The 23,465-nt window shown below is 64.3% G+C and carries 21 protein-coding genes; 17 read left to right on the top strand and 4 right to left on the bottom strand.

The features are described from left to right. The first annotated feature begins 15 nt into the window (after window positions 1–15). The 4 genes from RY1_RS05425 (at window position 16) to RY1_RS05410 (ending at window position 3,401) form a co-directional block, all read left to right on the top strand. Entirely contained in the window at window positions 16–666 is a 651-nt protein-coding gene (locus tag RY1_RS05425; protein ID WP_072802509.1) for an ATP-dependent Clp protease proteolytic subunit, read from the top strand. 48 nt (window positions 667–714) lie between these two features. Next, complete coding sequence (locus RY1_RS05420) at window positions 715–1,356, top strand: ATP-dependent Clp protease proteolytic subunit (protein ID WP_072802508.1); 642 nt, start codon at window positions 715–717, stop codon at window positions 1,354–1,356. A gap of 324 nt (window positions 1,357–1,680) precedes the next feature. After that, entirely contained in the window at window positions 1,681–2,961 is a 1,281-nt protein-coding gene (gene clpX / locus RY1_RS05415; RefSeq protein WP_072802507.1) for an ATP-dependent Clp protease ATP-binding subunit ClpX, read from the top strand. Window positions 2,962–3,113: 152 nt separating this feature from the next. Continuing rightward, complete coding sequence (locus tag RY1_RS05410; protein ID WP_072802506.1) at window positions 3,114–3,401, top strand: Rdx family protein; 288 nt, start codon at window positions 3,114–3,116, stop codon at window positions 3,399–3,401. On the opposite strand, the gene RY1_RS05405 is transcribed toward RY1_RS05410, so the two are convergent. Together RY1_RS05405 and RY1_RS05400 are read right to left on the bottom strand one after the other, a co-directional pair. Further along, window positions 3,398–4,609, bottom strand: coding sequence for an acetyl-CoA C-acetyltransferase (locus RY1_RS05405; RefSeq protein ID WP_072802505.1), 1,212 nt, complete (start codon window positions 4,607–4,609; stop codon window positions 3,398–3,400). The two genes, RY1_RS05410 and RY1_RS05405, sit on opposite strands and share 4 nt — an antisense overlap. After that, complete coding sequence (locus tag RY1_RS05400) at window positions 4,602–5,417, bottom strand: IclR family transcriptional regulator domain-containing protein (RefSeq protein WP_072802504.1); 816 nt, start codon at window positions 5,415–5,417, stop codon at window positions 4,602–4,604. Before RY1_RS05400 ends, RY1_RS05405 begins: the two co-directional genes overlap by 8 nt. A 179-nt stretch (window positions 5,418–5,596) precedes the next feature. Between RY1_RS05400 and RY1_RS05395 the strand changes: the two genes are divergently transcribed. Together RY1_RS05395 and RY1_RS05390 are read left to right on the top strand one after the other, a co-directional pair. Beyond that, on the top strand, window positions 5,597–6,343 hold the full coding sequence (locus tag RY1_RS05395; RefSeq protein ID WP_072802689.1) for a CoA transferase subunit A: 747 nt from the start codon (window positions 5,597–5,599) through the stop codon (window positions 6,341–6,343). Next, a complete protein-coding gene (locus RY1_RS05390) occupies window positions 6,340–6,981 on the top strand; it encodes a CoA transferase subunit B (protein WP_072802503.1) in 642 nt (213 codons plus the stop codon). Before RY1_RS05395 ends, RY1_RS05390 begins: the two co-directional genes overlap by 4 nt. A gap of 30 nt (window positions 6,982–7,011) precedes the next feature. Here RY1_RS05390 and fdhD read toward each other — a convergent pair whose 3' ends face one another. Together fdhD and malQ are read right to left on the bottom strand one after the other, a co-directional pair. Next, window positions 7,012–7,836: a formate dehydrogenase accessory sulfurtransferase FdhD gene (gene fdhD / locus RY1_RS05385; RefSeq protein ID WP_072802502.1), complete on the bottom strand. Its 825-nt coding sequence runs from the start codon at window positions 7,834–7,836 to the stop codon at window positions 7,012–7,014. Between the two features lie 15 nt (window positions 7,837–7,851). Then, window positions 7,852–9,996, bottom strand: a complete 2,145-nt coding sequence (gene malQ / locus RY1_RS05380; protein WP_072802688.1) for a 4-alpha-glucanotransferase — start codon at window positions 9,994–9,996, stop codon at window positions 7,852–7,854. 4 nt (window positions 9,997–10,000) lie between these two features. Here malQ and RY1_RS29900 point away from each other — a divergent pair, with 4 nt between their 5' ends. The 11 genes from RY1_RS29900 (at window position 10,001) to rpmA (ending at window position 23,454) form a co-directional block, all read left to right on the top strand. Further along, window positions 10,001–10,153, top strand: coding sequence for a hypothetical protein (locus tag RY1_RS29900; protein ID WP_156376378.1), 153 nt, complete (start codon window positions 10,001–10,003; stop codon window positions 10,151–10,153). Window positions 10,154–10,184: 31 nt separating this feature from the next. After that, window positions 10,185–10,607, top strand: coding sequence for an anti-sigma factor (locus RY1_RS05375; RefSeq protein ID WP_072802501.1), 423 nt, complete (start codon window positions 10,185–10,187; stop codon window positions 10,605–10,607). After that, window positions 10,607–11,392 (top strand): SigB/SigF/SigG family RNA polymerase sigma factor, encoded by a 786-nt coding sequence (locus tag RY1_RS05370; protein WP_072802500.1) that lies wholly within the window; start codon window positions 10,607–10,609, stop codon window positions 11,390–11,392. Before RY1_RS05375 ends, RY1_RS05370 begins: the two co-directional genes overlap by 1 nt. An 89-nt stretch (window positions 11,393–11,481) precedes the next feature. After that, window positions 11,482–13,455 carry a S9 family peptidase gene (locus tag RY1_RS05365; protein ID WP_072802687.1) on the top strand — a complete coding sequence of 658 codons (1,974 nt, stop codon included), beginning with the start codon at window positions 11,482–11,484 and terminating at the stop codon, window positions 13,453–13,455. A gap of 55 nt (window positions 13,456–13,510) precedes the next feature. Next, window positions 13,511–16,216 carry a valine--tRNA ligase gene (locus RY1_RS05360; protein ID WP_371829450.1) on the top strand — a complete coding sequence of 902 codons (2,706 nt, stop codon included), beginning with the start codon at window positions 13,511–13,513 and terminating at the stop codon, window positions 16,214–16,216. Between the two features lie 50 nt (window positions 16,217–16,266). Beyond that, entirely contained in the window at window positions 16,267–17,646 is a 1,380-nt protein-coding gene (folC, locus tag RY1_RS05355) for a bifunctional tetrahydrofolate synthase/dihydrofolate synthase (protein WP_139279740.1), read from the top strand. Continuing rightward, window positions 17,643–18,047, top strand: a complete 405-nt coding sequence (locus RY1_RS05350) for a DUF4233 domain-containing protein (protein ID WP_072802498.1) — start codon at window positions 17,643–17,645, stop codon at window positions 18,045–18,047. The genes folC and RY1_RS05350 overlap by 4 nt, the downstream gene beginning before the upstream one ends. Before the next feature lie 39 nt (window positions 18,048–18,086). Next, window positions 18,087–18,500, top strand: a complete 414-nt coding sequence (ndk, locus tag RY1_RS05345) for a nucleoside-diphosphate kinase (RefSeq protein WP_072802685.1) — start codon at window positions 18,087–18,089, stop codon at window positions 18,498–18,500. Window positions 18,501–19,025: 525 nt separating this feature from the next. Further along, window positions 19,026–22,592, top strand: coding sequence for a translation initiation factor IF-2 N-terminal domain-containing protein (locus RY1_RS05335; RefSeq protein ID WP_072802496.1), 3,567 nt, complete (start codon window positions 19,026–19,028; stop codon window positions 22,590–22,592). Between the two features lie 219 nt (window positions 22,593–22,811). Continuing rightward, a complete protein-coding gene (rplU, locus tag RY1_RS05330) occupies window positions 22,812–23,123 on the top strand; it encodes a 50S ribosomal protein L21 (protein WP_032394581.1) in 312 nt (103 codons plus the stop codon). 67 nt (window positions 23,124–23,190) lie between these two features. Further along, window positions 23,191–23,454: a 50S ribosomal protein L27 gene (rpmA, locus tag RY1_RS05325; protein WP_072802495.1), complete on the top strand. Its 264-nt coding sequence runs from the start codon at window positions 23,191–23,193 to the stop codon at window positions 23,452–23,454. Window positions 23,455–23,465: the final 11 nt, after the last annotated feature.

The raw sequence follows: 23,465 nt of genomic DNA, 5'->3' as shown, positions 1-23,465 counted from the left end.
GGAACCAACGATCGTATGGAAAAGGCAGGTACCGTGACTGTTCAGAATCCGGCGGCTTCGCACCAGCAGAGTCCCGTCATGACTTCGGCCTCCTCTGGTCTGAATCTCAGCGACTCCGTGTACGAGCGTCTGCTTCGCGAGCGAATCATCTTCCTCGGTACTCAGGTCGACGATGACATCGCCAACAAGTTGTGCGCACAGATTCTTCTTCTTTCCGCCGAAGATCCCACTCGCGACATCGCGCTCTACATCAACTCGCCCGGTGGCTCGGTCACCGCGGGAATGGCCATCTTCGACACGATGGAATTTGCCGAGTGCGACGTCGCAACCTACGGAATGGGGCTTGCCGCGTCCATGGGGCAGTTCCTGCTCTCGGCAGGAGCCAAGGGCAAGCGTTACGCGCTCCCGCACGCACGCATCATGATGCACCAGCCGTCGGCAGGAATCGGCGGTAGCGCAAGCGACATCGCCATCATGGCCGAGCAGTTCGCACACACCAAGCGTGAGATGGCCGAGCTCATCGCACTGCACACCGGTCAGACCGTCGAGCAGATCACCGAGGACTCCGACCGCGACCGCTGGTTCACCGCGGCCGCTGCGAAGGAATACGGCTTCGTCGATCACGTCGTCTCGCGCGCTGCGCAGGCGGGTGGGATCGGCGAGTAGATCGCCCGGTACCAGAGGACCCTCGATCACCCACATCTTGGAGAAACGATGACAAACCTGTTCGACCCCAACCAGATGCCGTCTTCGCGGTACATCCTGCCTTCCTTCGTCGAGCACTCCAGCTACGGAGTGAAGGAGTCGAATCCGTACAACAAGCTCTTCGAGGAGCGCATCATCTTCCTCGGCGTTCAGGTCGACGACGCGTCGGCGAACGACGTCATGGCGCAGCTGCTCGTGCTCGAGGGCCTCGACCCCGACCGCGACATCACGATGTACATCAACTCACCCGGTGGATCGTTCACCTCGTTGATGGCGATCTACGACACGATGCAGTACGTCCGCGCAGATGTGGCGACCGTCTGCCTCGGGCAAGCAGCGTCTGCCGCTGCTGTGCTGCTCGCCGCCGGAACACCGGGTAAGCGTGCCGCCCTCCCCAACGCCCGTGTGCTGATTCATCAGCCCGCGAGCGGTGGAATCCAAGGGCAGGTCTCCGACCTGGAGATTCAGGCAGCGGAAATCGAGCGCATGCGTCGCCTCATGGAGACCACGCTCGGGCGTCACACGGGCAAGGACCCCGATGTCATCCGCAAGGACACCGACCGCGACAAGATCCTGACGGCCGAGCAGGCCAAGGACTACGGGATCATCGACACGGTGTTCGAGTACCGGAAGTTGTCGGCACAGAAGTAGTCCCCAACGGGTATCTTCGCAGGACCGTTCCCGGTGTCGGGCGAGTCCCACGGCTCGCCCGACACGGTGAAGAGCGATTCGTAACGCTTCGGCGGTGGCGAATCGATTGTCGGTATGGCACTTGGTCGATGTGAAACCGCTCGGATTCGAACATCGAATAATTCGGGCGGCGAATCACCGGAAACAACTCACCCATGTTCGGTGAACGCGGGTACGGTCGCATGAGGGCTCGAAGACTCTGGACCGAGAAGTTGCACTGGGCAGAGGGACATCCGCAGGGATGTTCGTCGGTCGGACGCGGACAAGGAAGTAGGAACCTCGACAATGGCACGCATCGGTGACGGTGGCGATCTGCTGAAATGCTCTTTCTGCGGTAAGAGCCAGAAGCAGGTGAAGAAGCTCATTGCAGGGCCCGGTGTGTACATCTGCGATGAGTGCATCGACCTGTGCAACGAGATCATCGAGGAGGAGCTCGCGGAGTCGAGCGAGGTCAAGCTCGACGACCTGCCGAAGCCTTCCGAGATTCGAGACTTCCTCGAGAACTACGTGATCGGCCAGGACACCGCCAAGCGCACTCTGGCCGTTGCCGTCTACAACCACTACAAGCGCATTCAGGCAGGCGACAAGGCGCGCGATGCTCGCGGTGAGACTGTCGAGTTGGCCAAGTCCAACATTCTGATGCTCGGCCCGACCGGGTGCGGAAAGACGTATCTGGCGCAGACGCTCGCGAAGATGCTGAACGTTCCGTTCGCCATCGCCGACGCAACCGCGTTGACCGAGGCGGGTTACGTCGGCGAGGACGTCGAGAACATCTTGCTGAAGCTGATCCAGGCTGCGGACTACGACGTCAAGCGCGCCGAAACGGGAATCATCTACATCGACGAGGTCGACAAGATCGCCCGTAAGAGCGAGAACCCGTCGATCACGCGTGATGTGTCCGGCGAGGGCGTTCAGCAGGCACTGCTGAAGATTCTCGAAGGTACTCAGGCGAGTGTGCCGCCGCAGGGTGGACGCAAGCACCCGCATCAGGAATTCATCCAGATCGACACGACCAACGTGCTCTTCATCGTCGCCGGTGCCTTCGCCGGTCTCGAGAAGATCGTGTCGGACCGCATCGGCAAGCGTGGTCTCGGTTTCGGTGCCGAGGTTCGGTCGAAGGCCGAGATCGACACCCAGGATCACTTCGCCGAGGTCATGCCCGAGGATCTGATCAAGTTCGGTCTGATCCCCGAGTTCATCGGCCGGCTTCCCGTCGTCGCTTCGGTGACCAATTTGGACAAGGAATCGCTCGTGACGATCCTGTCCGAGCCGAAGAACGCTCTGGTCAAGCAGTACAGCCGCTTGTTCGAGATGGACAACGTCGAGCTCGAGTTCACCAAGGACGCCCTCGAAGCGATCGCCGACCAGGCCATTCTGCGGGGAACCGGTGCTCGTGGTCTGCGCGCGATCCTCGAAGAGGTGCTCAACCCGGTGATGTTCGACATTCCGAGTCGAGACGACGTGGCCAAGGTCGTCGTGACCTCGGAAACCGTCAACGACAATGTGCTCCCGACCATCGTGCCGCGCAAGCCCGAGCGGCCGGAACGCCGCGACAAGTCGGCGTAGTCGACAACCACGAAAAGGCCCGGTCATCGCTTTCGATGACCGGGCCTTTTCGTGCGTGCTCACTCTCGCCCCGAGCCGCGCGCTATGGCGTAGGTCACCGCCGGTGGCATCGACATCGCGGTGCGGCCCGGACACGGGCAGGATGAACGGCTATGACCGCCCTCAACAGAGTGACCATCGAGTACTGCACACAATGCCAATGGTTGCTGCGCGCAGGGTGGATGGCGCAGGAGCTACTGAACACCTTCGGGCGCGAACTCGGTGAAGTGGCGCTGATTCCCGGGACCGGCGGAATATTTCGCGTCGAAGTCGACGGCAACCTGGTCTGGGACCGTAAGGAGCGCAACGGATTTCCGGAGATCACCACGTTGAAGCAGCTGGTGCGTGACCGAGTCGCGCCGGAGCGCGACCTCGGTCACGTCGACAGAGCGAAGAGCTAGGCGAGTCGTTCGAAGACCGCCGCCAGTCCCTGCCCGCCTCCGATGCACATGGTCTCGAGACCGTAGCGCGTCTCGCGTCGCTGCATCTCGCGGAGAAGCGTTGCCAAGATCCGGCCGCCGGTCGCACCGACGGGGTGTCCGAGCGAGATGCCCGATCCGTTCGGGTTCAGGCGCGTGTCGTCCGGTTCCACGCCCCACGTCCGCAGAACCGCCAACGTCTGTGCTGCGAATGCCTCGTTGAGTTCGATGACGCCCATGTCGGCCAGGCTCAACCCGGCGCGCCCCAGTGCCTTCTCGCTGGCGGGGACCGGTCCGATGCCCATCGTTCGCGGCGGCACACCTGCGACGGCCCAGCTCACCAACCGCGCCAGCGGACGCAGTCCCAGCGCAGCCGCCTTCTCGGGAGTCGTGACGATCGCCAAGGCCGCGCCGTCGTTCTGCCCACTCGCGTTGCCTGCGGTGACGGTCGAGTCAGGGTCGATCGCGCCGCGGATCGCACGCAACTTCGACAGGGTTTCGACAGTGGTGTCGGCGCGGGGATGCTCGTCGGTGTCGACGATCAGCGGGTCGGACCTGCGCTGCGGTACTTCGACCGCGACGATCTCTTCGGCGAAGACGCCGTTCTTCTGGGCGGCAACGGCGCGCTGATGCGACAGCACGGCCAGGCTGTCCTGATCCTCACGGCTGATCCCGAACTCCTCCCGCAGGTTCTCGGCCGTCTCGATCATCCCTCCGGGGACCGGAAAGTTCTTGCCGCCCGCGGTGACTCGCGCGCGTGCGAGCCTGTCGGACAGTGCGACGGCCTCGGCTTTGACGCCCCACCGCATCCCGGTTGCGTAGAACTCGGCCTGGCTCATGCTTTCGACCCCGCCTGCGAGCACCAGATCGCTGCCGCCGGACTGCACCTGCAGCACCGCCTGCAGCACCGCTTGCAGCCCGGATCCGCACCTGCGGTCGACCTGCTGGCCGGGGACCTCGACACCGAGCCCGGCATCGAGTGCGGCCACCCGACCGATCGCGGGTGCATCACCGTTCGGCGACGCCTGGCCCAGAATCACGTCGTCGATGTCGGAGCCGGTCATCCCGGTGCGTGCGACGAGTTCGCGGATGACGGTTGCGGCGAGAGCCTCGGGCGTGATGTCACGAAAGACGCCGCCGAAGCGTCCGACGGGGGTGCGAAGCGGTTCGCAGATGACGGCGTCAGGCATGAAGATTTCCTCTGTGATCGGTTGATTGTGAGTGAACGCGGTACATGTCGGTCTCGATGGAAGCAGCGGCGTGTAGGAGTGCGGGCAGGAGATGTTCGCGTACCGCGTCGGCGGAATGCCGTGCGGCTTGGGTGGACACGTTCGCGGCCGCGACGACGGCGCCTGCACTGTCGCGAATCGGCGCGGCGATCGACCGGAGACCTTCCTCGAGTTCCTGATCCACCAGGCAGTAGCCCTGAGCGCTCACCTCGATGAGTTCGTCGCGCAGCGCGGACGCGTCGGTGATCGTTCTGCCGGTCAGCGGTGTGAGGCGAACCCGCGACAGGTAGTCGTCGAGTTGGTCGGAGGGCAATCCTGCCAACAGGACTCGGCCCATCGAGGTCGCGAAGGCGGGAAATCTGGTGCCGATCGTGATCGCGACCGTCATGATTCTGCTGACCGGAACACGGGCGACGTACACGACGTCGTCGCCGTCCAGAATCGACACCGACGACGACTCGTGAATCTGTGCGGCCAATGCCTCCAGATGCGGACCTGCGACGTCGGGGAGCGACAGGCTCGACAGATAGCTGTACCCGAGTTCGAGAACCTTGGGCGTCAGCCAGAAGAGAGAGCCGTCGCTACGGACGTACCCCAACTCGACGAGAGTGAGTAGGAATCTGCGGGCGGTCGCACGAGTCAGATCGGTCGACTTCGCGACGTCGGACAGCGTTCTGCGTGGGTGTTGCGCGTCGAACACGCGGATCACCGCGAGTCCTCGGGCGAGGGACTGGACGTAGTCGGGGGATGGGCCGTGCGGTTCGGTCATGGGTTCTTCGGTTCCTCCCGGTTGTTCGGCAGGGGCTGTGTTCGTTATGTGGACGATCGGCCGCTATGCGAACCATCTTAGGTCGCAGGTGGGGATCGGGGCAACGATTCGAGGGAGAATGTTCGCACAGCGGCGAAGTGTTCACATGACGTACGAAATTGGGTATGGTCGTGTGCATGATGGACAAAGTGGTAGCAAGCGCCGCGCACGCCGTGGCCGATCTGCCGGACGGCGTGTCCCTCGCTGTCGGAGGCTTCGGTCTCGTCGGCGTTCCCGAAGTACTGATCGATGCGGTGCTGAACCAAGGTGCCAAGGATCTCGAGATCATCAGCAACAACTGCGGTACCGATGGTTTCGGCCTCGGCGTGCTGCTCGAGCAGCACCGGATCAGGCGCACCATCAGCTCGTACGTCGGGTCCAACAAGGAGTTCGCCCGGCAGTACCTGTCCGGTGAACTCGAAGTGGAGCTGACGCCGCAGGGCACGCTCGCCGAACGGCTGCGAGCAGGCGGCGCGGGGATACCGGCGTTCTTCACCCCGGCAGGCGTCGGCACCCAGGTTGCCGACGGCGGGCTGCCGTTGCGTTACGACGGGTCAGGGGGCATCGCGGTCGCGAGCCCGCCGAAGGAAACGCGCCTGTTCGACGGCGTCACCTATGTGATGGAACGCGGGATCGTTGCGGACTACGCGCTTGTCCATGCCTGGAAGGGCGACCGCCACGGAAACCTCGTCTTCCACGCCAGCGCGCGCAACTTCAACCCGCCCGCTGCGGCGTCGGGTCGCATCACCATCGCGCAGGTCGAGCACCTCGTCGAACCGGGTGAGATCGGTCCCGACGACATTCACACACCGGGCATCCACGTGCAGCGCGTCGTGCACGTCGGCAAGGTCACGGTAGGAATCGAACAGAGGACGGTGCGCGCATGACCGAGACGATCGCAACACTGACCCGCGAGCAGATGGCCGCTCGCGTAGCCCGGGAACTGAACGACGGCGAATACGTCAATCTCGGAATCGGGATGCCGACGCTCGTCCCCAACTACCTACCGACCGACATCACGGTCATCCTTCACTCCGAGAACGGAGTCCTGGGCGTCGGGCCGTACCCGACCGAGGAAGAACTCGATCCTGAGATCATCAATGCCGGGAAAGAGACCATCACCGTCCTTCCCGGTGCGTCGTACTTCGACTCCGCACAGTCGTTCGGAATGATCAGGGGCGGTCAGGTGGACGTCGCGGTGCTCGGTGCGATGCAGGTCAGCCAACATGGCGATCTCGCGAACTGGATGATCCCCGGACACATGGTCAAAGGTATGGGCGGCGCAATGGATCTCGTGCACGGCGCCAGGCGAGTCATCGTCATGATGGAACACGTCTCGAAAAAGGGCGAACCCAAGATTCTCGCCGAGTGCACCCTGCCTCTCACCGGCAAGGGATGCGTACAGCGCATCATCACCGACATGGCGGTTCTCGACGTCACCGCCGACGGTCTCGTGCTGGTGGAGACTGCGCCGGGCGTGTCCGAAGCGCAGGTCAGGGACGCGACCGGAGCGCGGCTTCTGTAGCCGACGCCGACAAGTCCGCGAAGAAGCAGCTCAGCGCTCGATTCGATCGGTGTGCGAGTAGAGATTCATGTTCTCGCCGCGGAGGAACCCGACGACCGTCAGACCGGATTCCTCCGCGAGATCCACCGCGAGCGAGGACGGTGCCGAGACCGCAGCGAGCACGGGAATGCCGGCCATCACCGCCTTCTGCGCGAGCTCGAACGATGCTCGTCCGCTGACCATCAACACCGTTCCCCGCAGCGGAACCCGGCCATCACCCGTAGCCCAGCCGACCACCTTGTCCACGGCGTTGTGCCGACCGATGTCCTCGCGGAGAACCAGCATCCGGCCGTCGCGGTCGAACAACGCGGCGGCATGGAGGCCTCCCGTCGAGTCGAACACCTTCTGTGATTCGCGGAGGGTGTCCGGCAGGGACACCAGCACCGACGACTTGATGCGGACGTCGTCGCCGGCGGGGGAGTGCCGCGTCTTCAACCGAACCGCGTCCAGCGAACCCTTGCCGCACACTCCGCACGACGACGTCGTGTAGAAGTTGCGCTCCACACCGGGCTGCGGCGGAGCGACGCCCTCGGCCAACGTGATGTCGAGGACGTTGTAGGTGTTCTGCCCGGCGTCGTCGACGCCGTCGCAGTACCGCGCGACAGCGATGTCCTCACGACTGTCGATGACCCCCTCGGTGAGCAGAAACCCGTGCGCGAGTTCGACATCGTGCCCCGGGGTACGCATCGTCACCGCAAGGGCCGATCCGCCGACTCGAATCTCCAGCGGCTCCTCGACGACAAGAGTGTCCGGCCGAGTGCTCGAGTGCACCCCGCGCACCCGTACAACCGGCCGCCTAGTCGTTATTCGTCCCATCTCTCGATTATGCGGCTACTCGGGAGGTGCAGCCGCACGCAGGGCCTTCACGAGCGAAACCAACCGCGGATGGTCGACGAGATCGTCCACCCACACCGCCTTCTTGTTGTCGTCGGCGAGCGGGATACGCCAGTTCTCGTACTGCGTTTCGTCGGTGCCCGGCTGATTCTGGATGCGATTCTCGCCGACGGCATCGACCAGCGCGATGCCCAGCAGCACCGACGGACTGCGCTGAATCAACCGATGCAGCGCCTCGATCGTCTGTTGCTCCGACGCGTCGTCCGCGAGCAGATTGCGTGCGCGCGCCAGGTCGAGAACCGCGTCGCGGCCCGCGGCATCGCGGGCGATCTCTTCGTCGAGATCACGTTCGAGCAGACCCAATCTCGAACGAAGCGCGATGTGTTCACCGCGGAGATATCCGGCCGTCGGCGGCAGATCGTGTGTCGTGACCGATGTCAGGCACAGCCGGCGGTAGTCCTCCGGAGCGATCGGGCTGTCTCCGTCGTTCTCGAACCACAGGATCGAGGTACCGAACAGTCCTCGGCTGCCGAGATACTCCTGGACATGCGGCTCGAACACCCCCAGGTCTTCCCCGACGACGACCGCACCTGCACGTTCTGCCTCCAGTACGAGAATGCCGATGAGCGCCTCGTGGTCGTACGTCACGTAGGCGCCGTCCGCGGCCGATGTCGAGCCCTCGGGAATCCACCACAGGCGAAACAACCCCAGGATGTGGTCGACGCGCACGCCGCCCGCATGCCGCAGGACAGTGCGCAGCATGTCCCGGTACGGCGCATATCCCAACTCGCGTAGCCGATCCGGGTTCCACGGTGGCTGATTCCAGTTCTGGCCCTGCTGATTGAAATTGTCCGGCGGTGCCCCGACGGTGACTCCCGACGTCAGTGCATCACCCAGCGTCCAGGCATCCGCACCGGACCGATGCACACCGACCGCGAGATCGTGCATGATCCCTATGTCCATTCCGGACTGCCGCGCCACTCGTTGCGCGCGGGCGAGCTGCTCGTCGCAGATCCACTGCAACCACTTGTGGAAGTGGATGCGCACGGCCAGTTTCGCACGCAACGCGGTGACATGATCGGTGTCGGGATGCGAGGCCAGGTCGAGCCAGATTTCGCTCGTCGGTGCATGCTTCTCGGCCAGCGCACACCACAGTGCGAAGTCGTCGAGTCCCGATCCCTCGCGGGTGCAGAAGGCCTGGAACTCCGCTTCTCGTGCCGCCGACCGCTCGACGCGATGCACGCGCTTCAATGCCTCGAGTTTCGCCCTGAATGACGCGTCTCGCTCGATCCGCTTGGTTCGCTTGTTTGCCTTGGCGAAGTGCGCCGCCGATCGCCGAACCTTGGTGTACTGATCGTGCGGAAGGTAGGCCGTCTCCTCGATGTCCTCGACGCGGATGTACATCGGGTCGAAGAACCGCCTGGTTGTCGGCAGGTACGGCGAAGCCTCCACCGGCGGTGCCGGACGGTTGGCGTGCAACGGATTGACCAGTACGTAGTCGAAGCCGTGCTTCTCCCCGGCGATCGAGGCCAGGTCGGCGAGGTCGGAGTAGTCGCCGACACCCCACGACCGGTTCGACCGCAGCGAATACAGCTGCGTCAGCAGGCCGGAACGTTGTCGATCGGTGACGGCATCGTTGGCGGAGGATCGCGCAGGAGTCACCGCCACGGGGCACTGGGACTTCGTGACCTCGCCGCTCGCCGCTGTGGTGGTAGCCGACAGGGTGTGCCACCCGATCGGAACATGCGATCCGATCTCGAACGTGGCTCGGCCGACGAGTGCGCCGTCGACCTCCCGCGGCTCCACCCATACCTGAGCCTGGGGGAGTTCGACGCGATCGCCGTCCTCGGTGATCAGGGTGAGCTCGATCGGATCACCGTGTGGCACATGGGCTTCGACGCTGGTGCTGACGCCCGCGACCGTGACGATCACCGGGGGAAGCATTCTGCGCCACGGCGCGTCGTCCAGGTCTGCCAGCGACCGAGCGACGTGCGCCTGGTCTGCCGCCTCGATTCCACGGGCGTCGAGAATTCGTCTCAGTGTCTCCTGGGACACCGAGTGTTCGGCCTGGTCCCATCCACGGTACGAAGTGGAGACTCCGCATCGCCGGGCAAGATCGCGCAGCTGCGCCGTGTAGTCCACAGAAGTGATCGTGCCAGTGCTGGCGTTCGTCGTCACCTTCTACGGGATCGAGGCTCTCGTGAGCGCCGCCGCCGGGCCGACTCGCGTACGAGCGGGATTGAACTTCCGATGCCTGGGTATTCTCTTTCTCGTCGGCTTCGCTCGGCATCGGACCTGATCGATTTTCGAGTTACTGATAGGGAGTGCGGATGACTGGCGTCGGCAAGATCGAAGAGCTGGAACGAAATTCCGGCGCGCCGGTCGAGCTGCGGGTGATCGCCGACGCCGCACAATTGCCCGTCGTTCGCGCCGTTGCCGAAACGCTGGCAGTGCTGGCCGATTTCACTCTCGACGACATTGCGGATATCAAACTCGTCGTCGACGAGGTGTGTTCGGAATTGATCGCGGGAGCGGTCCGGGGGTCAGAGCTGACGTGCTCGTTCATCGTCAGCGATGGTGGAATGAGAATCGCATCGACCTCGACACTCGTGCCCGACCGGGTGCCCAAGCAGGACAGTTTCGGGTGGCACGTGCTGCAGACTCTCACCGATTCCATCTCGATGAGCGAACACGGCGTCGAGGCAGGTCATATCGTGGCAGTCGATGTGGTCAAGCGGAGGAGCAACCTCTAGTGCCAGTGCCGTACGAGAAGACTGCGCGGCGACAGTCGGACGATTACAAAGAAGTAGTACCCCTCATCCAGGAGATGCAGGCGCTCGACAAGGACTCCCCGCAACGCGCGGTGCTACGCGACCGCATCATCACCCGATGCTTGCCGCTCGCCGAGCACATCGCTCGTAGATTCGGTGGGCGCGGCGAGGCGCACGAGGATCTGTTGCAGGTCGCGCGCCTGGGATTGGTCAACGCCGTCGACCGATTCGACATCGAACGTGGATCGGACTTCGTGTCCTTCGCTGTGCCGACGATCATGGGCGAGGCGCGGCGGTACTTTCGCGACGCCGGGTGGTCGGTGCGGGTACCGCGTCGTATGAAGGAGCTCAACTCCATGATCTCCGGCGCGGTCGGTACGTTGTCGCAGAAGCTGGGGCGCGCTCCCACTGCAAGTGAGATCGCGGTCGAGCTGGGCATCGACGTCAAGGAAGCGTCGCAGGCTCTGCTCGCGCGCAGTGCTTACCAGACCGTGTCGGTGGACTCGGTCGTCAGCGAGGATCGTCTTCCGCTGATGGACACCCTCGGCGACTACGATCCCGAGCTCGAGAAGATGGAGAGCTACCTCACCGTCCGCCCGGCGCTCGAGAAGTTGCCCGAGCGTGAACGTCAGATCGTCGTGCTCCGATTCTTCGGATCCATGACGCAGACGCAGATCGCCGAACGTATGGGCATCTCGCAGATGCACGTGTCGCGAATCCTTGCCAGGACTCTCACCCAGTTGCGGGAGGATCTCGGCCCGAACTGAGTGCTCGGCCCCACCTCGTCGTAGCATCGGCTCGGCCCGAAAAGTTATCGATCGAGGAGTGCGCACCTGTGCCAGATCACGCCGGCGGAATGTTCGACGACCTTGCGCGGTACGTCGCCGCGCCCCGTGTGTCCGATCTTGCGGTCGCCAAGGATTCGTCCCGGGTGGTGGTCACGATCTCCGAACCCGACGCCGATGGCGCCAAGTACGTCGGAGCGCTGTGGGAGGTCGATCTGTCGGGCAGCTCGGATGCGCGTCGGTTGACGTGGAGCACATCGGGGGAGAGCGGACCGGCGTTCGGTGCCTCGGGGGATCTGTTGTTCCTCCGTCGATCGCCGAAGGACGACGACTCGGCCGCGATCTGGTCGCTGCCGGCCTCGGGCGGGGAAGCCGCCGTCGTGGCCGGTCGGCCCGCAGGCTTCTCGGGGATCCGTACCTCCGCTCGATCCGAGCAGTTCATCGCAACCTCGTCCGTCCATCCATCCGGCTCGACGGACGACGAGGACGACAGACTCCACGCCTTACGAAAGGACGGCAAGGTCGGGGCCATCCTGCACTCGGGCTACCCGGTCCGCTACTGGGATCACGATCTCGGGCCTGCGACTCCGCATCTGTATGCCGGGGCGGCGGGCACAGCTGTTCGACGTGTCACTCCCGGCGCAGCCAGTGCGCTGCAGGAAGCGTCGTACGACATCAGCGCCGATGGATCCTTCTCGGTGTCGACATGGACCGTGCCCGGAGCCCTTGCCATGTCGAGAACGGTATTGGTCCGCATCGACCTGCAGTCCGGCGAGCGCACCGTCCTGGTCGACGACGTCGATGCAGATCTCGGTTCACCGGCCATCTCGCCGGACGGATCGAGCGTGGTCTTCGTCCGCGAAACGGTGACCACTCCCGAGCAAGCGCCGCGAAAGACACTGCAGCAGTTGGTTTTCGCCGACGGTTCGGTGGCCGAGTCAGCGCCGGACTTTCACCTGTGGCCGGTCGATCCGGTATGGCTTCCGGACGGCAGCGGCGTTCTCGTGGTCGCCGACGAGAACGGGCGGGCGCCGATCTTCGTCGTTCGTGACCGATCGTGGACCAGGCTCACTGACACCGATTCCGCCTATACCCATGTCCAGGTCGGGTCGGACGGCTCGATCTTCGCGCTGGAGGCGTCGTACCTGCAGCCGCCACATCCGGTGCGTGTCGATCCGGTGAGCGGTGCCGTCCAGCAGTTGCGACTGACGGGGCCGCTCCCCGAACTGCCGGGGACGTTGACCGACATCGAGACGACCGCCGCCGACGGCCACCGAGTGCGCGCATGGCTGGCAGTGCCGCACGGCGCGTCCGAGGCCGATCGGGCGCCTCTGCTGCTGTGGGTGCACGGGGGACCGCTCGGATCCTGGAACACGTGGTCGTGGCGATGGAATCCGTGGCTGATGGTCGCGCAGGGATACGCCGTCCTGCTGCCCGATCCGGCGCTGTCGACCGGATACGGCCAGGACTTCGTCCAGCGCGGGTGGGGTAGGTGGGGCGCGGAGCCGTTCACCGATCTGATGTCGATCACCGATGCCGCCGCCGAGCGTCCCGAGATCGATGCCGCGCGCACTGCGGTCATGGGTGGATCGTTCGGCGGATACATGGCCAACTGGATCGCCGGACACACCGACAGGTTCGAGGCCATCGTCACGCACGCGAGCCTGTGGGCACTCGACCAGTTCGGTCCGACCACCGACGTCGCGTGCTACTGGGGGCGCGAGATGACGCCGGAGATGGCGGTGGAGAATTCACCCCATCTCTACGTCGCGGACATCACCACTCCGATGCTCGTCATCCACGGAGACAAGGACTATCGCGTACCGATTGGCGAAGGGTTGCGGCTCTGGTACGAGCTGCTCAGCGAGTCGGGACTTCCTGCTGACGACGAAGGCAAGACCGATCACCGGCTGCTCTACTTCCCGTCCGAGAACCACTGGATCCTGACGCCCCAGCACGCGAAAATCTGGTACGAGGTGGTGTTCGCATTCCTGGCGGAGCACGTGCTCGGTGAGACCGTCGCGCTGCCGGAGATTCTCGGCTGATCGCCCGAGGAAAGGGCGGGTCGGGGCGCGCTCGGCGGACCACTAGAATCGACCGGTGACCAGTTCAGCTTCAGAGCGCCCCGAGACCCCTGCCGACCGTCAGGAGAGCAGCCTGCGGAGTGACCCAGTTGACCAGCTCCCCAAGAGTTGGAACCCGGGCGAGGTAGAGACCGAGCTGTATCAGGGCTGGGTCGACGCCGGTTACTTCGAGGCCGACCCGTCCAGCGGCAAGCCTCCGTACTCGATCGTGTTGCCGCCGCCGAACGTCACGGGCAGCCTGCACATGGGTCACGCACTCGATCACACTCTGATGGATGCATTGAGTCGTCGTAAGCGGATGCTCGGCTTCGAGGTGCTGTGGTTGCCCGGCATGGATCATGCGGGTATCGCGACGCAGTCCGTCGTCGAGAAGCAACTCGCAGTGGACGGCAAGACGAAGGAAGATTTCGGGCGTGAACTCTTCATCGACAAGGTCTGGGACTGGAAGCGCGAGTCCGGCGGAACGATTCTCGGACAGATGCGCCGGATCGGCGACGGCGTCGACTGGAACCGTGAGCGATTCACGATGGACGACGGCCTGTCCGAGGCCGTGCAGACCATGTTCAAGCGGATGTACGACGACGGGTTGATCTACCGGGCCGAGCGTCTGGTGAACTGGTCCCCGGTACTGCAGACCGCGATTTCCGACATCGAGGTCAAGTTCGAGGATGTCGAAGGTGAACTGGTCTCGCTGCGGTACGGCTCGCTGAAGGACGACGAACCGCACGTCGTCGTCGCGACCACGCGTGTCGAGACCATGCTCGGTGACACCGCCGTGGCTGTCCACCCGGACGACGAGCGTTACAAGCATCTGATCGGAACCACGCTGGAACATCCGTTCACGGGTCGGCAGATCCCGATCATCGCCGACGACTACGTCGACCCCGAGTTCGGTACCGGCGCAGTCAAGATCACCCCTGCGCACGATCCCAACGACTTCGAGATGGGCCTGCGGCACAACTTGCCGATGCCCACGATCATGGACAAGACCGGCACAATCGCCGACACCGGAACCGAATTCGACGGTCTCGACCGATTCGATGCGCGGGTGAAGGTGCGCGAGGCCCTCGCTGCACAGGGACGCGTCGTCGCCGAGAAGCGGCCGTACCTGCACAGTGTCGGCCACTCGGAGCGCAGCGGCGAGTCCATCGAGCCGCGCCTGTCGCTGCAGTGGTGGGTCAAGGTCGACGGACTCGCCAAGGCAGCCGGTGACGCAGTGCGCAACGGCGACACGGTAATTCACCCGGCCAGCCAGGAGCCGCGTTGGTTCGCGTGGGTCGACAACATGCACGACTGGTGCATTTCGCGTCAATTGTGGTGGGGTCACCGCATTCCGATCTGGTACGGCCCTGACGGCGAAAGCGTCTGCCTCGGGCCGGGCGAAACCGCACCCGAGGGCTGGGAGCAGGACCCCGACGTCCTCGACACCTGGTTCTCGTCCGGCCTCTGGCCGTTCTCGACGATGGGCTGGCCTGCTGCGACCGACGAGCTGGCGAAGTTCTACCCGACGTCCGTCCTGGTCACCGGCTACGACATCCTGTTCTTCTGGGTCGCCCGCATGATGATGTTCGGTACCTACGTCTCGTCGGATGCGTCGCTCAATGCAGGGGAGACCCCGGGGAAAGTTCCGTTCAAGGATCTGTTCCTGCACGGCCTGGTCCGAGATCAGTTCGGCAAGAAGATGTCCAAGTCCAAGGGCAACGGCATCGACCCACTCGACTGGGTCGACCGATTCGGCGCCGACGCGTTGCGTTTCACCCTTGCTCGGGGGGCCAACCCCGGTGCTGACCTGTCCGTGGGCGAGGATCACGCGCAGTCCTCGCGTAACTTCGCCAACAAGCTCTTCAACGCGACGAAATTCGCCCTCATGAACGGCGCTGCACCGGCCGAACTTCCCGCCCGCGTCGAGCTCACCGACGCCGATCGCTGGATCCTCGATCGTCTCGATCATGTTCGCGCCGAGGTGGATACGGCCTTCGAGCGTTTCGAGTTCAGCAAAGCGTGCGAGGCGCTCTATCACTTCGCGTGGGACGAGGTGTGTGACTGGTACCTCGAGATCGCGAAGGTGCAGCTCGCTGACGAATCGCACGTCGAGAGCACACGCGCTGTTCTCGGAAACGTCCTCGATGCGCTGCTGCGCCTGCTGCATCCGGTGATCCCGTTCGTGACCGAGACCTTGTGGAAGGTGCTGACCGGCGGTGAGTCGGTCGTCGTCGCAGCGTGGCCGGATGCATCCGGTGATGCGGCAGATCCTGTTGCTGCGCAGCGAATTTCCGATATGCAGAAGCTGATCACCGAGGTCAGGCGCTTCCGTAGCGATCAGGGGCTCAAGCCGTCGCAGAAGGTCGCGGCACAGCTCGTCGGGATCGAGGCCGCCGATCTCGCCCGGCAGGTGCCTGCAACGCGTGCACTGGCAAAGCTCACCGACCCCGATGCCGACTTCACGGCGACGGCCTCGGTCGAGGTGCGGCTGAGCAACGCCACGGTGACCGTCGAACTCGACACGTCGGGAACCGTCGACCTCGTCGCCGAGCGTGCTCGTCTGGTGAAGGATCTCGCAGCTGCCGAGAAGGAACTCGCGCAGACCACCGGAAAGCTGGGCAACGACGCGTTCCTCGCCAAGGCACCGGACGCCGTCGTCGACAAGATCCGCAGTCGTCAGCAGATCGCCACCGAGGAGATCGCGCGGATCGCAGCCCGACTCGAAACGATGGGGCAGTAGTGACCGAGTTCGATCCGTCGCCCCGTTCTTCCGCACCGAGTCCAGTGGACATGGCCGAGCTCGCCCTCGTGGAGGCCGAGCTCGACAAACGGTGGCCCGAGACCAAGATCGAGCCGAGCACCGCGCGCATCTCGGCTCTGATGGATCTGCTCGGATCGCCGCAGAATGCGTACCCGTCGATTCACGTCGCAGGTACTAACGGCAAGACGTCGGTGACACGGATGATCGACGCGCTGCTGACGCATTTTCACCGTCGTACCGGTCGAACCACGAGTCCGCACCTTCAGCTCGCGACCGAGCGAATCAGCATCGACGGTAAGCCGATATCGCCGCGGCTCTACGTCGATACGTACAACGAGATCGCTCCGTTCATCGAGATGATCGATGCGCAGTCCGAGGCAGCGGGTGGTCCACGGATGAGCAAGTTCGAGGTCACGACGGCGATGGCGTTCGCTGCGTTCGCCGAGGCGCCGGTGGAGGTCGCTGTCGTCGAAGTAGGCCTCGGGGGCCGGTGGGACGCGACCAACGTCGTGGACGGTGAAGTGGCGGTGGTGACCCCGATCGACATCGATCACGTCGAGTTCCTCGGCAGTGATCTTGCAGGCATTGCCGCCGAGAAGGCGGGCATCATCAAGAAGGCTCGGGAGCGGCTGGTTCCTCGTGACACGGTTGCGATCCTGGCGGAGCAGAAGCCCGAGGTCGCGGACGTGTTGCTGCGTGCGGCGGTCGATGCCGACGCCGCAGTGGCGCGCGAAGGGTCGGAGTTCCGGATCCTGGCTCGCCGCGTGGCCGTCGGAGGTCAGCAGCTGGAATTGCAGGGCCTCGGTGGTGTGTACACCGATATCTTTCTTCCCCTCCACGGTGAGCATCAGGCGCACAACGCGTCTCTGGCGTTGGCTGCCGTCGAAGCATTCTTCGGTGCGGGCGCCGATCGGCAATTGGATGTGGACATCGTGCGCGCGGCGTTCGCGTCGATCGTCAACCCTGGACGGCTCGAACGTGTTCGCAATGCACCGACGGTGTTTCTCGACGCAGCACACAACCCGCACGGAATACGCGCTCTGGCAGCCACTCTCGCCGACGAGTTCGACTTTCGGAAGCTCGTGGGAGTCGTCAGCGTGATGGCCGACAAGGACGTTCGGCAGATGTTGGACGCGTTGGAACCGGTGTTCGACGAAATCGTCGTCACCCACAACGGTTCTCCGCGCGCCATGGACGTGGAGGAACTGGCGAATCTCGCGGTCGCGAAGTTCGGCGACGAACGCGTCGTCGTGTCACCGACGCTTCCCGATGCCCTCGAAACTGCAATAGGTCTTGCCGAAGAGGTCGCCGATCCCGGCGAGGCAGTATCGGGTGCAGGCGTCGTCGTCACCGGATCCGTGGTGACGGCCGGAGCTGCCAGGACCCTGTTCGGAAAGGACCCCGTATGACCGAGGGCGAACACGAGCAATCGCAGTTCAAACCCCCGACCACCGACCCGTGGAAGGGCTTTCGCGGAGTGTGCGCGGGCACACTCGTGCTGGAAGTGATCGTGGTGTTGTTGGCGCTGCCGGTCGTGTCCACGGTCGGTGGTGGACTGAGCTGGTTGTCGATCACCTACATCGTCGGACTCGCCGTACTCATGATCGTGGCGTCCGGAATGCAACGCAGGCCTCAGGCCATGCAGATCAACCTGGGTCTTCAGGTTCTCCTACTGCTCGGAGTGTTCGTGCACCTGTCGATCGGCATAGTCGCGGTCATCTTCGCTGCCGTGTGGGCGTATCTGCTGTATCTGCGTAAGGACATCACGCGACGCATCGATCGCGGTTTGTTGCGTGGGCAACGGGACTGACGATCGGCTCGCCGCGGCCTTCCACTACTGTCTGTGGGCGTGACTGAGCGCACCCTTGTACTGATCAAGCCCGATGGAGTTGCCCGCCGATACGTAGGAGAGATCCTCGGCCGGATCGAGAAGAAGGGACTGAGCATCACCGCACTCGAGCTCAAGACCGTTTCGCTCGAGCTGGCGCGAGCTCACTACGCCGAACACGACGGCAAGCCCTTCTTCCCGACGCTGCTCGACTTCATCACCTCCGGTCCTGTGGTGGCTGCCGTGTTGGAAGGCCCACGGGCCATTGCAGCATTCCGGCAGATCGCCGGTGGAACAGATCCGGTGGAGAAGGCGGTGCCCGGCACCATCCGCGGGGACCTCGCGTTGGACGGGCAGCAGAACCTCGTGCACGGCTCCGACTCGGTCGAGTCCGCCGACCGTGAGATCGCGCTGTGGTTCCCCGGGCTTTCCTGACCGTTCACCCGATGTAGAACTCCTGGTTCCGACAACTCCGCCACGCCGCCGATCCTGTGATCGGAGCGGCGTGGCGGGTTCGGTTCGGCCGGTGTGGGATACTCGTGGTGGTTGCTTTCACAACACATGCTTCACCGAACGACAGATCGACAACGAAAAGCAAGATCGACCGAAAACAATCTGGATGCAGTACCTCGGGAACGTCACCCCAGTGTCGCTCTCGCGAAAGCAACCGGATGACCCTGCAGTTCGATGCCCGTCATCGCTGCCGTACGCGTGGATCGTCAGTGCCACGTGGATTGCATGCTTGATGATCAGGCGCTCGGATTCGCAGGCATAACAGCCATCCAGCCAGGCACCGCGCTCGGCGCACCGAACACCACCGGTGAACAGAGCATCAGGCGCGGAGCGGAACCGAACGAACTGACGCCATACCGGTGTCAGACCACAAGGATTGCCCCCGCGTGGCCGCGTCACACCGACCAGCTCAGCAGGTGAACGCGCCCGGGGGCCCGAGGAGATTACGTGGCCGATCAAGCCCCGCCCGAAGATGTACAGAATTCGAACACGGGAAGTTCAGCCGGTGACGACGTGACGTCGGCCGACCGAACTCCTACGTTCCCCGACCGTCTTCGCGTGCATGCGCTCGCCAAGATCATCGGCGTCACCAGCAAGCAGGTGCTCGCCAAACTCGGTGAACTCGGTATCGAGGCCCGCAGCGCGCAGTCGAGCCTCGGCCGCGACGTCGCGCACACCGTGCACGCCTCCTTCACCGCTCCCGATGACACATCTCCTGATGACACGGCTTCGCCGGAGACGGTGCTCCCTGAGGTCGTCGAAGACTTACCTGCTGTCACCGAACCTGCTGTGACCGAACCTGCCGTGGCTCCCGCCGTCGAGCCCGCGGCCGAGAAGGTGGCCGAGCCTGCAGAGGCCGAGAAGGTGGCCGAGGCTGCAGAGGCCGAGAAGGTCGCCGATCTGTTCTCGTCCATTGCCGAGCCGGAATCCGAGGCTCCCGCTCGCCAGCCGTTCGCCACGCCGCTGTTCCTGCAGGCGGAGGCGCCTGCCGAGACACCGCCGAAGCGTCGCCGCAGCCGCAAGGCCGCAGGGCCGGCCGACGAGCAGGCGTCGGATTCCACGACGATCCCCGTCACTGCCTCCGTCACCGACGCTGCTCCCGCCACGCCTGAAGTCCCTGTCACGTCCGAAGCGGAAACCGAGGCGACACCAGAGGAATCGACTCCAGCGCAGACGCAGTCGGTGGAAGCTCCCTCGGAGTCGACCGACACAGCCGATGCGACTGACGCCGACGCCGATGGTTCCGACAACGCCGACGACGGTGACGACCAGTCGCAGCCGCGGCGACGTCGCCGCGGTCGTCGTGGTCGCGGACGTGGCCGAGGAGAGCAATCCGGAGACGACTCGGATCAGACCGATGACGAGTCGTCCTCGGCTACCGACACGACCGTGAACACCGACACGACCGCGGTCACCGACACGACCGCGGTCACCGATACGACCGTGGACTCCGAGGCATCCTCGGAGGCGGACTCGCCTGCAGATGGCGACGACTCCACCGGCACCACCGAGACCGAGAGCACGGACAAGCCTTCGGGGGAGCGGCGCACGCGTCGGCGCAGTCGGTCGCGGTCCAGCGACAGCTCGACCGACAGTGACGGCGAGCAGGATGCCGATGCGGATGCCGAAGACGCTTCCGACGCGTCCTCCGACGGGTCGTCGGATCAGGATGACGACGAGAACTCGGACGGCTCGAGCCGTCGCAGGCGTCGTCGTCGGCGTCGTCGCAGCTCCGGCGATGCGTCGAGTGACGCAGCGTCCTCCGAGGACGACCCACCGAACACCGTGGTGCACGAGCGCGAGCCGCGCAACAAGCCGCGCAACAAGGACGAAGTCCAGGGCATCACAGGGTCGACGCGGCTGGAGGCCAAGCGTCAGCGCCGCCGCGACGGGCGTGACGCAGGTCGTCGTCGTCCGCCGATTCTGACCGAGTCCGAGTTCCTGGCTCGTCGTGAGTCGGTCGATCGCGTCATGGTCGTTCGGGAGAAGTCGTTCCCCGATCACGGGGTCACCACACAGGTCGCAGTTCTCGAGGACGGTGTGCTCGTCGAGCACTTCGTGACGAGCAGTGCGTCGGCGTCGATGGTCGGAAACGTCTATCTCGGTCGCGTGCAGAACGTGCTGCCGAGCATGGAAGCAGCGTTCGTCGACATCGGGCGTGGCCGCAACGGTGTTCTGTACGCAGGCGAAGTCAACTGGGATGCGGCCGGTCTCGGCGGCAACTCCCGCAAGATCGAGCAGGCTCTCAAGCCGGGCGACCAGGTGCTCGTGCAGGTGAGCAAGGATCCGGTCGGGCACAAGGGCGCTCGGTTGACGACGCAGCTCTCACTCGCGGGTCGCTACCTGGTCTACGTGCCGGGCGGAAGCTCGACGGGGATCAGCCGCAAGCTTCCCGACACCGAGCGGAAGCGACTGAAGGAAATTCTGCGCGAGATCGTTCCGCCCGAGGCCGGTGTCATCATCCGTACCGCCGCCGAAGGTGTCAGCGAGGAAGAGCTGGCCCGGGACGTCGAACGGTTGCAGGCTCAGTGGGCAAGCATCGAGGAGAACTCGGCGAAGGCAGAGACAGGCAAGGGCAGCCAGCCGCAAGCGCTGTACGAAGAGCCCGATCTGCTGGTCAAGGTCATCCGTGACCTGTTCAACGAGGACTTCGTCAAGCTTGTCATCGAAGGTGACAAGGCGTGGGAGACCACCTCCTCGTACATCGAGACGGTGGCGTCGGACATGCTGCCGAAGCTCGAACGCTTCGTCGCCGACTCCGGCCGGCCCGACGTGTTCGAGGCGCATCGGATCGACGAACAGCTCGCCAAGGCGCTCGATCGCAAGGTCTGGCTTCCCTCGGGCGGCACCCTCGTGATCGACAGGACCGAGGCGATGACCGTCGTCGACGTCAACACCGGCAAGTTCACCGGTGCGGGCGGCAACCTCGAGGAAACGGTGACCAGGAACAACCTGGAAGCCGCCGAAGAGGTAGTCCGGCAGATGCGTCTGCGTGATATCGGCGGAATGATCGTCGTCGACTTCATCGACATGGTGCTCGAGTCCAACCGCGATCTCGTTCTGCGGAGACTGACCGAGGCGCTCGGTCGTGATCGCACTCGCCACCAGGTATCCGAGGTCACGTCTCTCGGGCTCGTCCAGATGACCCGCAAGAAGCTCGGTACCGGTCTGGTCGAGGCGTTCTCGACGACGTGTGAGCACTGCCAAGGTCGTGGCATCGTGGTGCATCCGTTCCCGGTCGAGGCGAAGGTCGGAGAGTCCGAATCGCGGTCCGGTTCGTCTCGCAACGAGTCCGGATCGCAGCGCAAGCGTCGCGGCCGCGACAAGGCCGACACTCAGAGTCAGACACCGAACACCACTGCCGCGGAACCGCAGCACGAACACGCTGTCGATCCGTCGGTCAAGAGGGCCCATCCGGTGGCGCTCGCGATGGCTGCACACCACGACGAGGTGGTCGAAGACGTGACGCCCGCGGACGTGGTGGACAAGGTCGACGACGCGTCGGGTGTCGAGACGACTCCGAGGATCATCGACGCGGCCGATGTGGCTGCGGTGCACGGTGAGAGCACGGAATCGCCTGAAACGCCGGACGCGGTCGAGTCCGAGGGCGACACTGCAGCAGCGACCGCGGCGAACCCGGCCGAAGATGCGCCTGCGTCTGCGCCGGGTCGAAACGGCGCGTCCGCTGTCGAACCGGCTGCGGAGGAACCGGCTGCGGAGGAACCGGCTGGGTCGACGGAGCCAGTGGCTGCTGATGTTCCGGTTGTCAAAGCCCGGCGGGGTAGGCGAGTGGCTCGCAAGGCCGCAGCGCCCACCTCGGAGGCTCCCGACGCGGGGACCGTGTTCGTGATTCCCGCGACACCGCACGATGAACCGGCAGCGACGGTTGCCGCGCCTGCGGTGACGACGCAACCGCAGGTCGACACCACGCCTGTGGTGGCGGAACCACCGGTCACGAAGCCTCGCCGACGTCGGGCAGCGGCCCGGCCGGCAGGTCCCCCCGTGGACGCGTGACGGTCAGCGGATGGGCAGTTTGACCACGACTGCCCGTCTGCCGTAACCTTGATAAGTCGCTCCCGGTGACACTGTTCTGCCGTGCCTGTATCCACGCCGTTTCGGTGTGAAGGCCGAGCAAACGTTCACACTCGGAAGCAGAAACACACGCAGGATCAGACCAGTCGTGTTGCCCTGGGCAGCGCGAGCAAGTTCGAAGAAGCAAGGGGTAGCCCTCCGATGGCAACGTACGCGATCGTCAAGACCGGCGGAAAGCAGTACAAGGTCGCTGTTGGTGACCTCGTCAAGGTCGAGAAGATCGAGGGAGCGCCCGGCACTGCTGTCTCGCTTGCTCCGGTCCTCGTCGTAGACGGATCCGACCTGACCACAGATGCAGACAAGTTGGCGAAGATCTCCGTCGCCGGCGAGATCGTCGAGCACACCAAGGGCCCGAAGATCCGCATCCACAAGTTCAAGAACAAGACCGGATACCACAAGCGTCAGGGACACAGGCAGAAGCTGACCGTCCTCAAGGTCACCGGTATCAAGTAACGAAGTTTCTTCACTGCCGGTTTCTTCGACGGAGCTGGCGTTCTTCTTACCCGAGGAGGGTACGCACATGGCACATAAGAAGGGTGCATCAAGCTCCCGTAACGGTCGCGATTCGAATGCACAGCGCCTCGGCGTCAAGCGTTTCGGCGGCCAGACAGTCAGCGCAGGCGAGATCCTGGTTCGTCAGCGCGGCACGCACTTCCACCCCGGTGTCAATGTCGGCCGTGGCGGCGACGACACTCTGTTCGCTCTGTCCGCAGGCGCAGTGGAGTTCGGCGCCAAGCGTGGACGCAAGACCGTGAACATCGTTCCGGTCGCAGTAGAGGCCTAGTCCGAAGCTGC

This window comes from Rhodococcus yunnanensis NBRC 103083 (assembly GCF_001895005.1).
Classification (GTDB): Bacteria; Actinomycetota; Actinomycetes; order Mycobacteriales; family Mycobacteriaceae; genus Rhodococcoides; species Rhodococcoides yunnanense.
The sequence above is the reverse complement of the archived record's forward strand: the minus strand, read 5'-3'. Positions and strand labels throughout refer to the sequence as shown.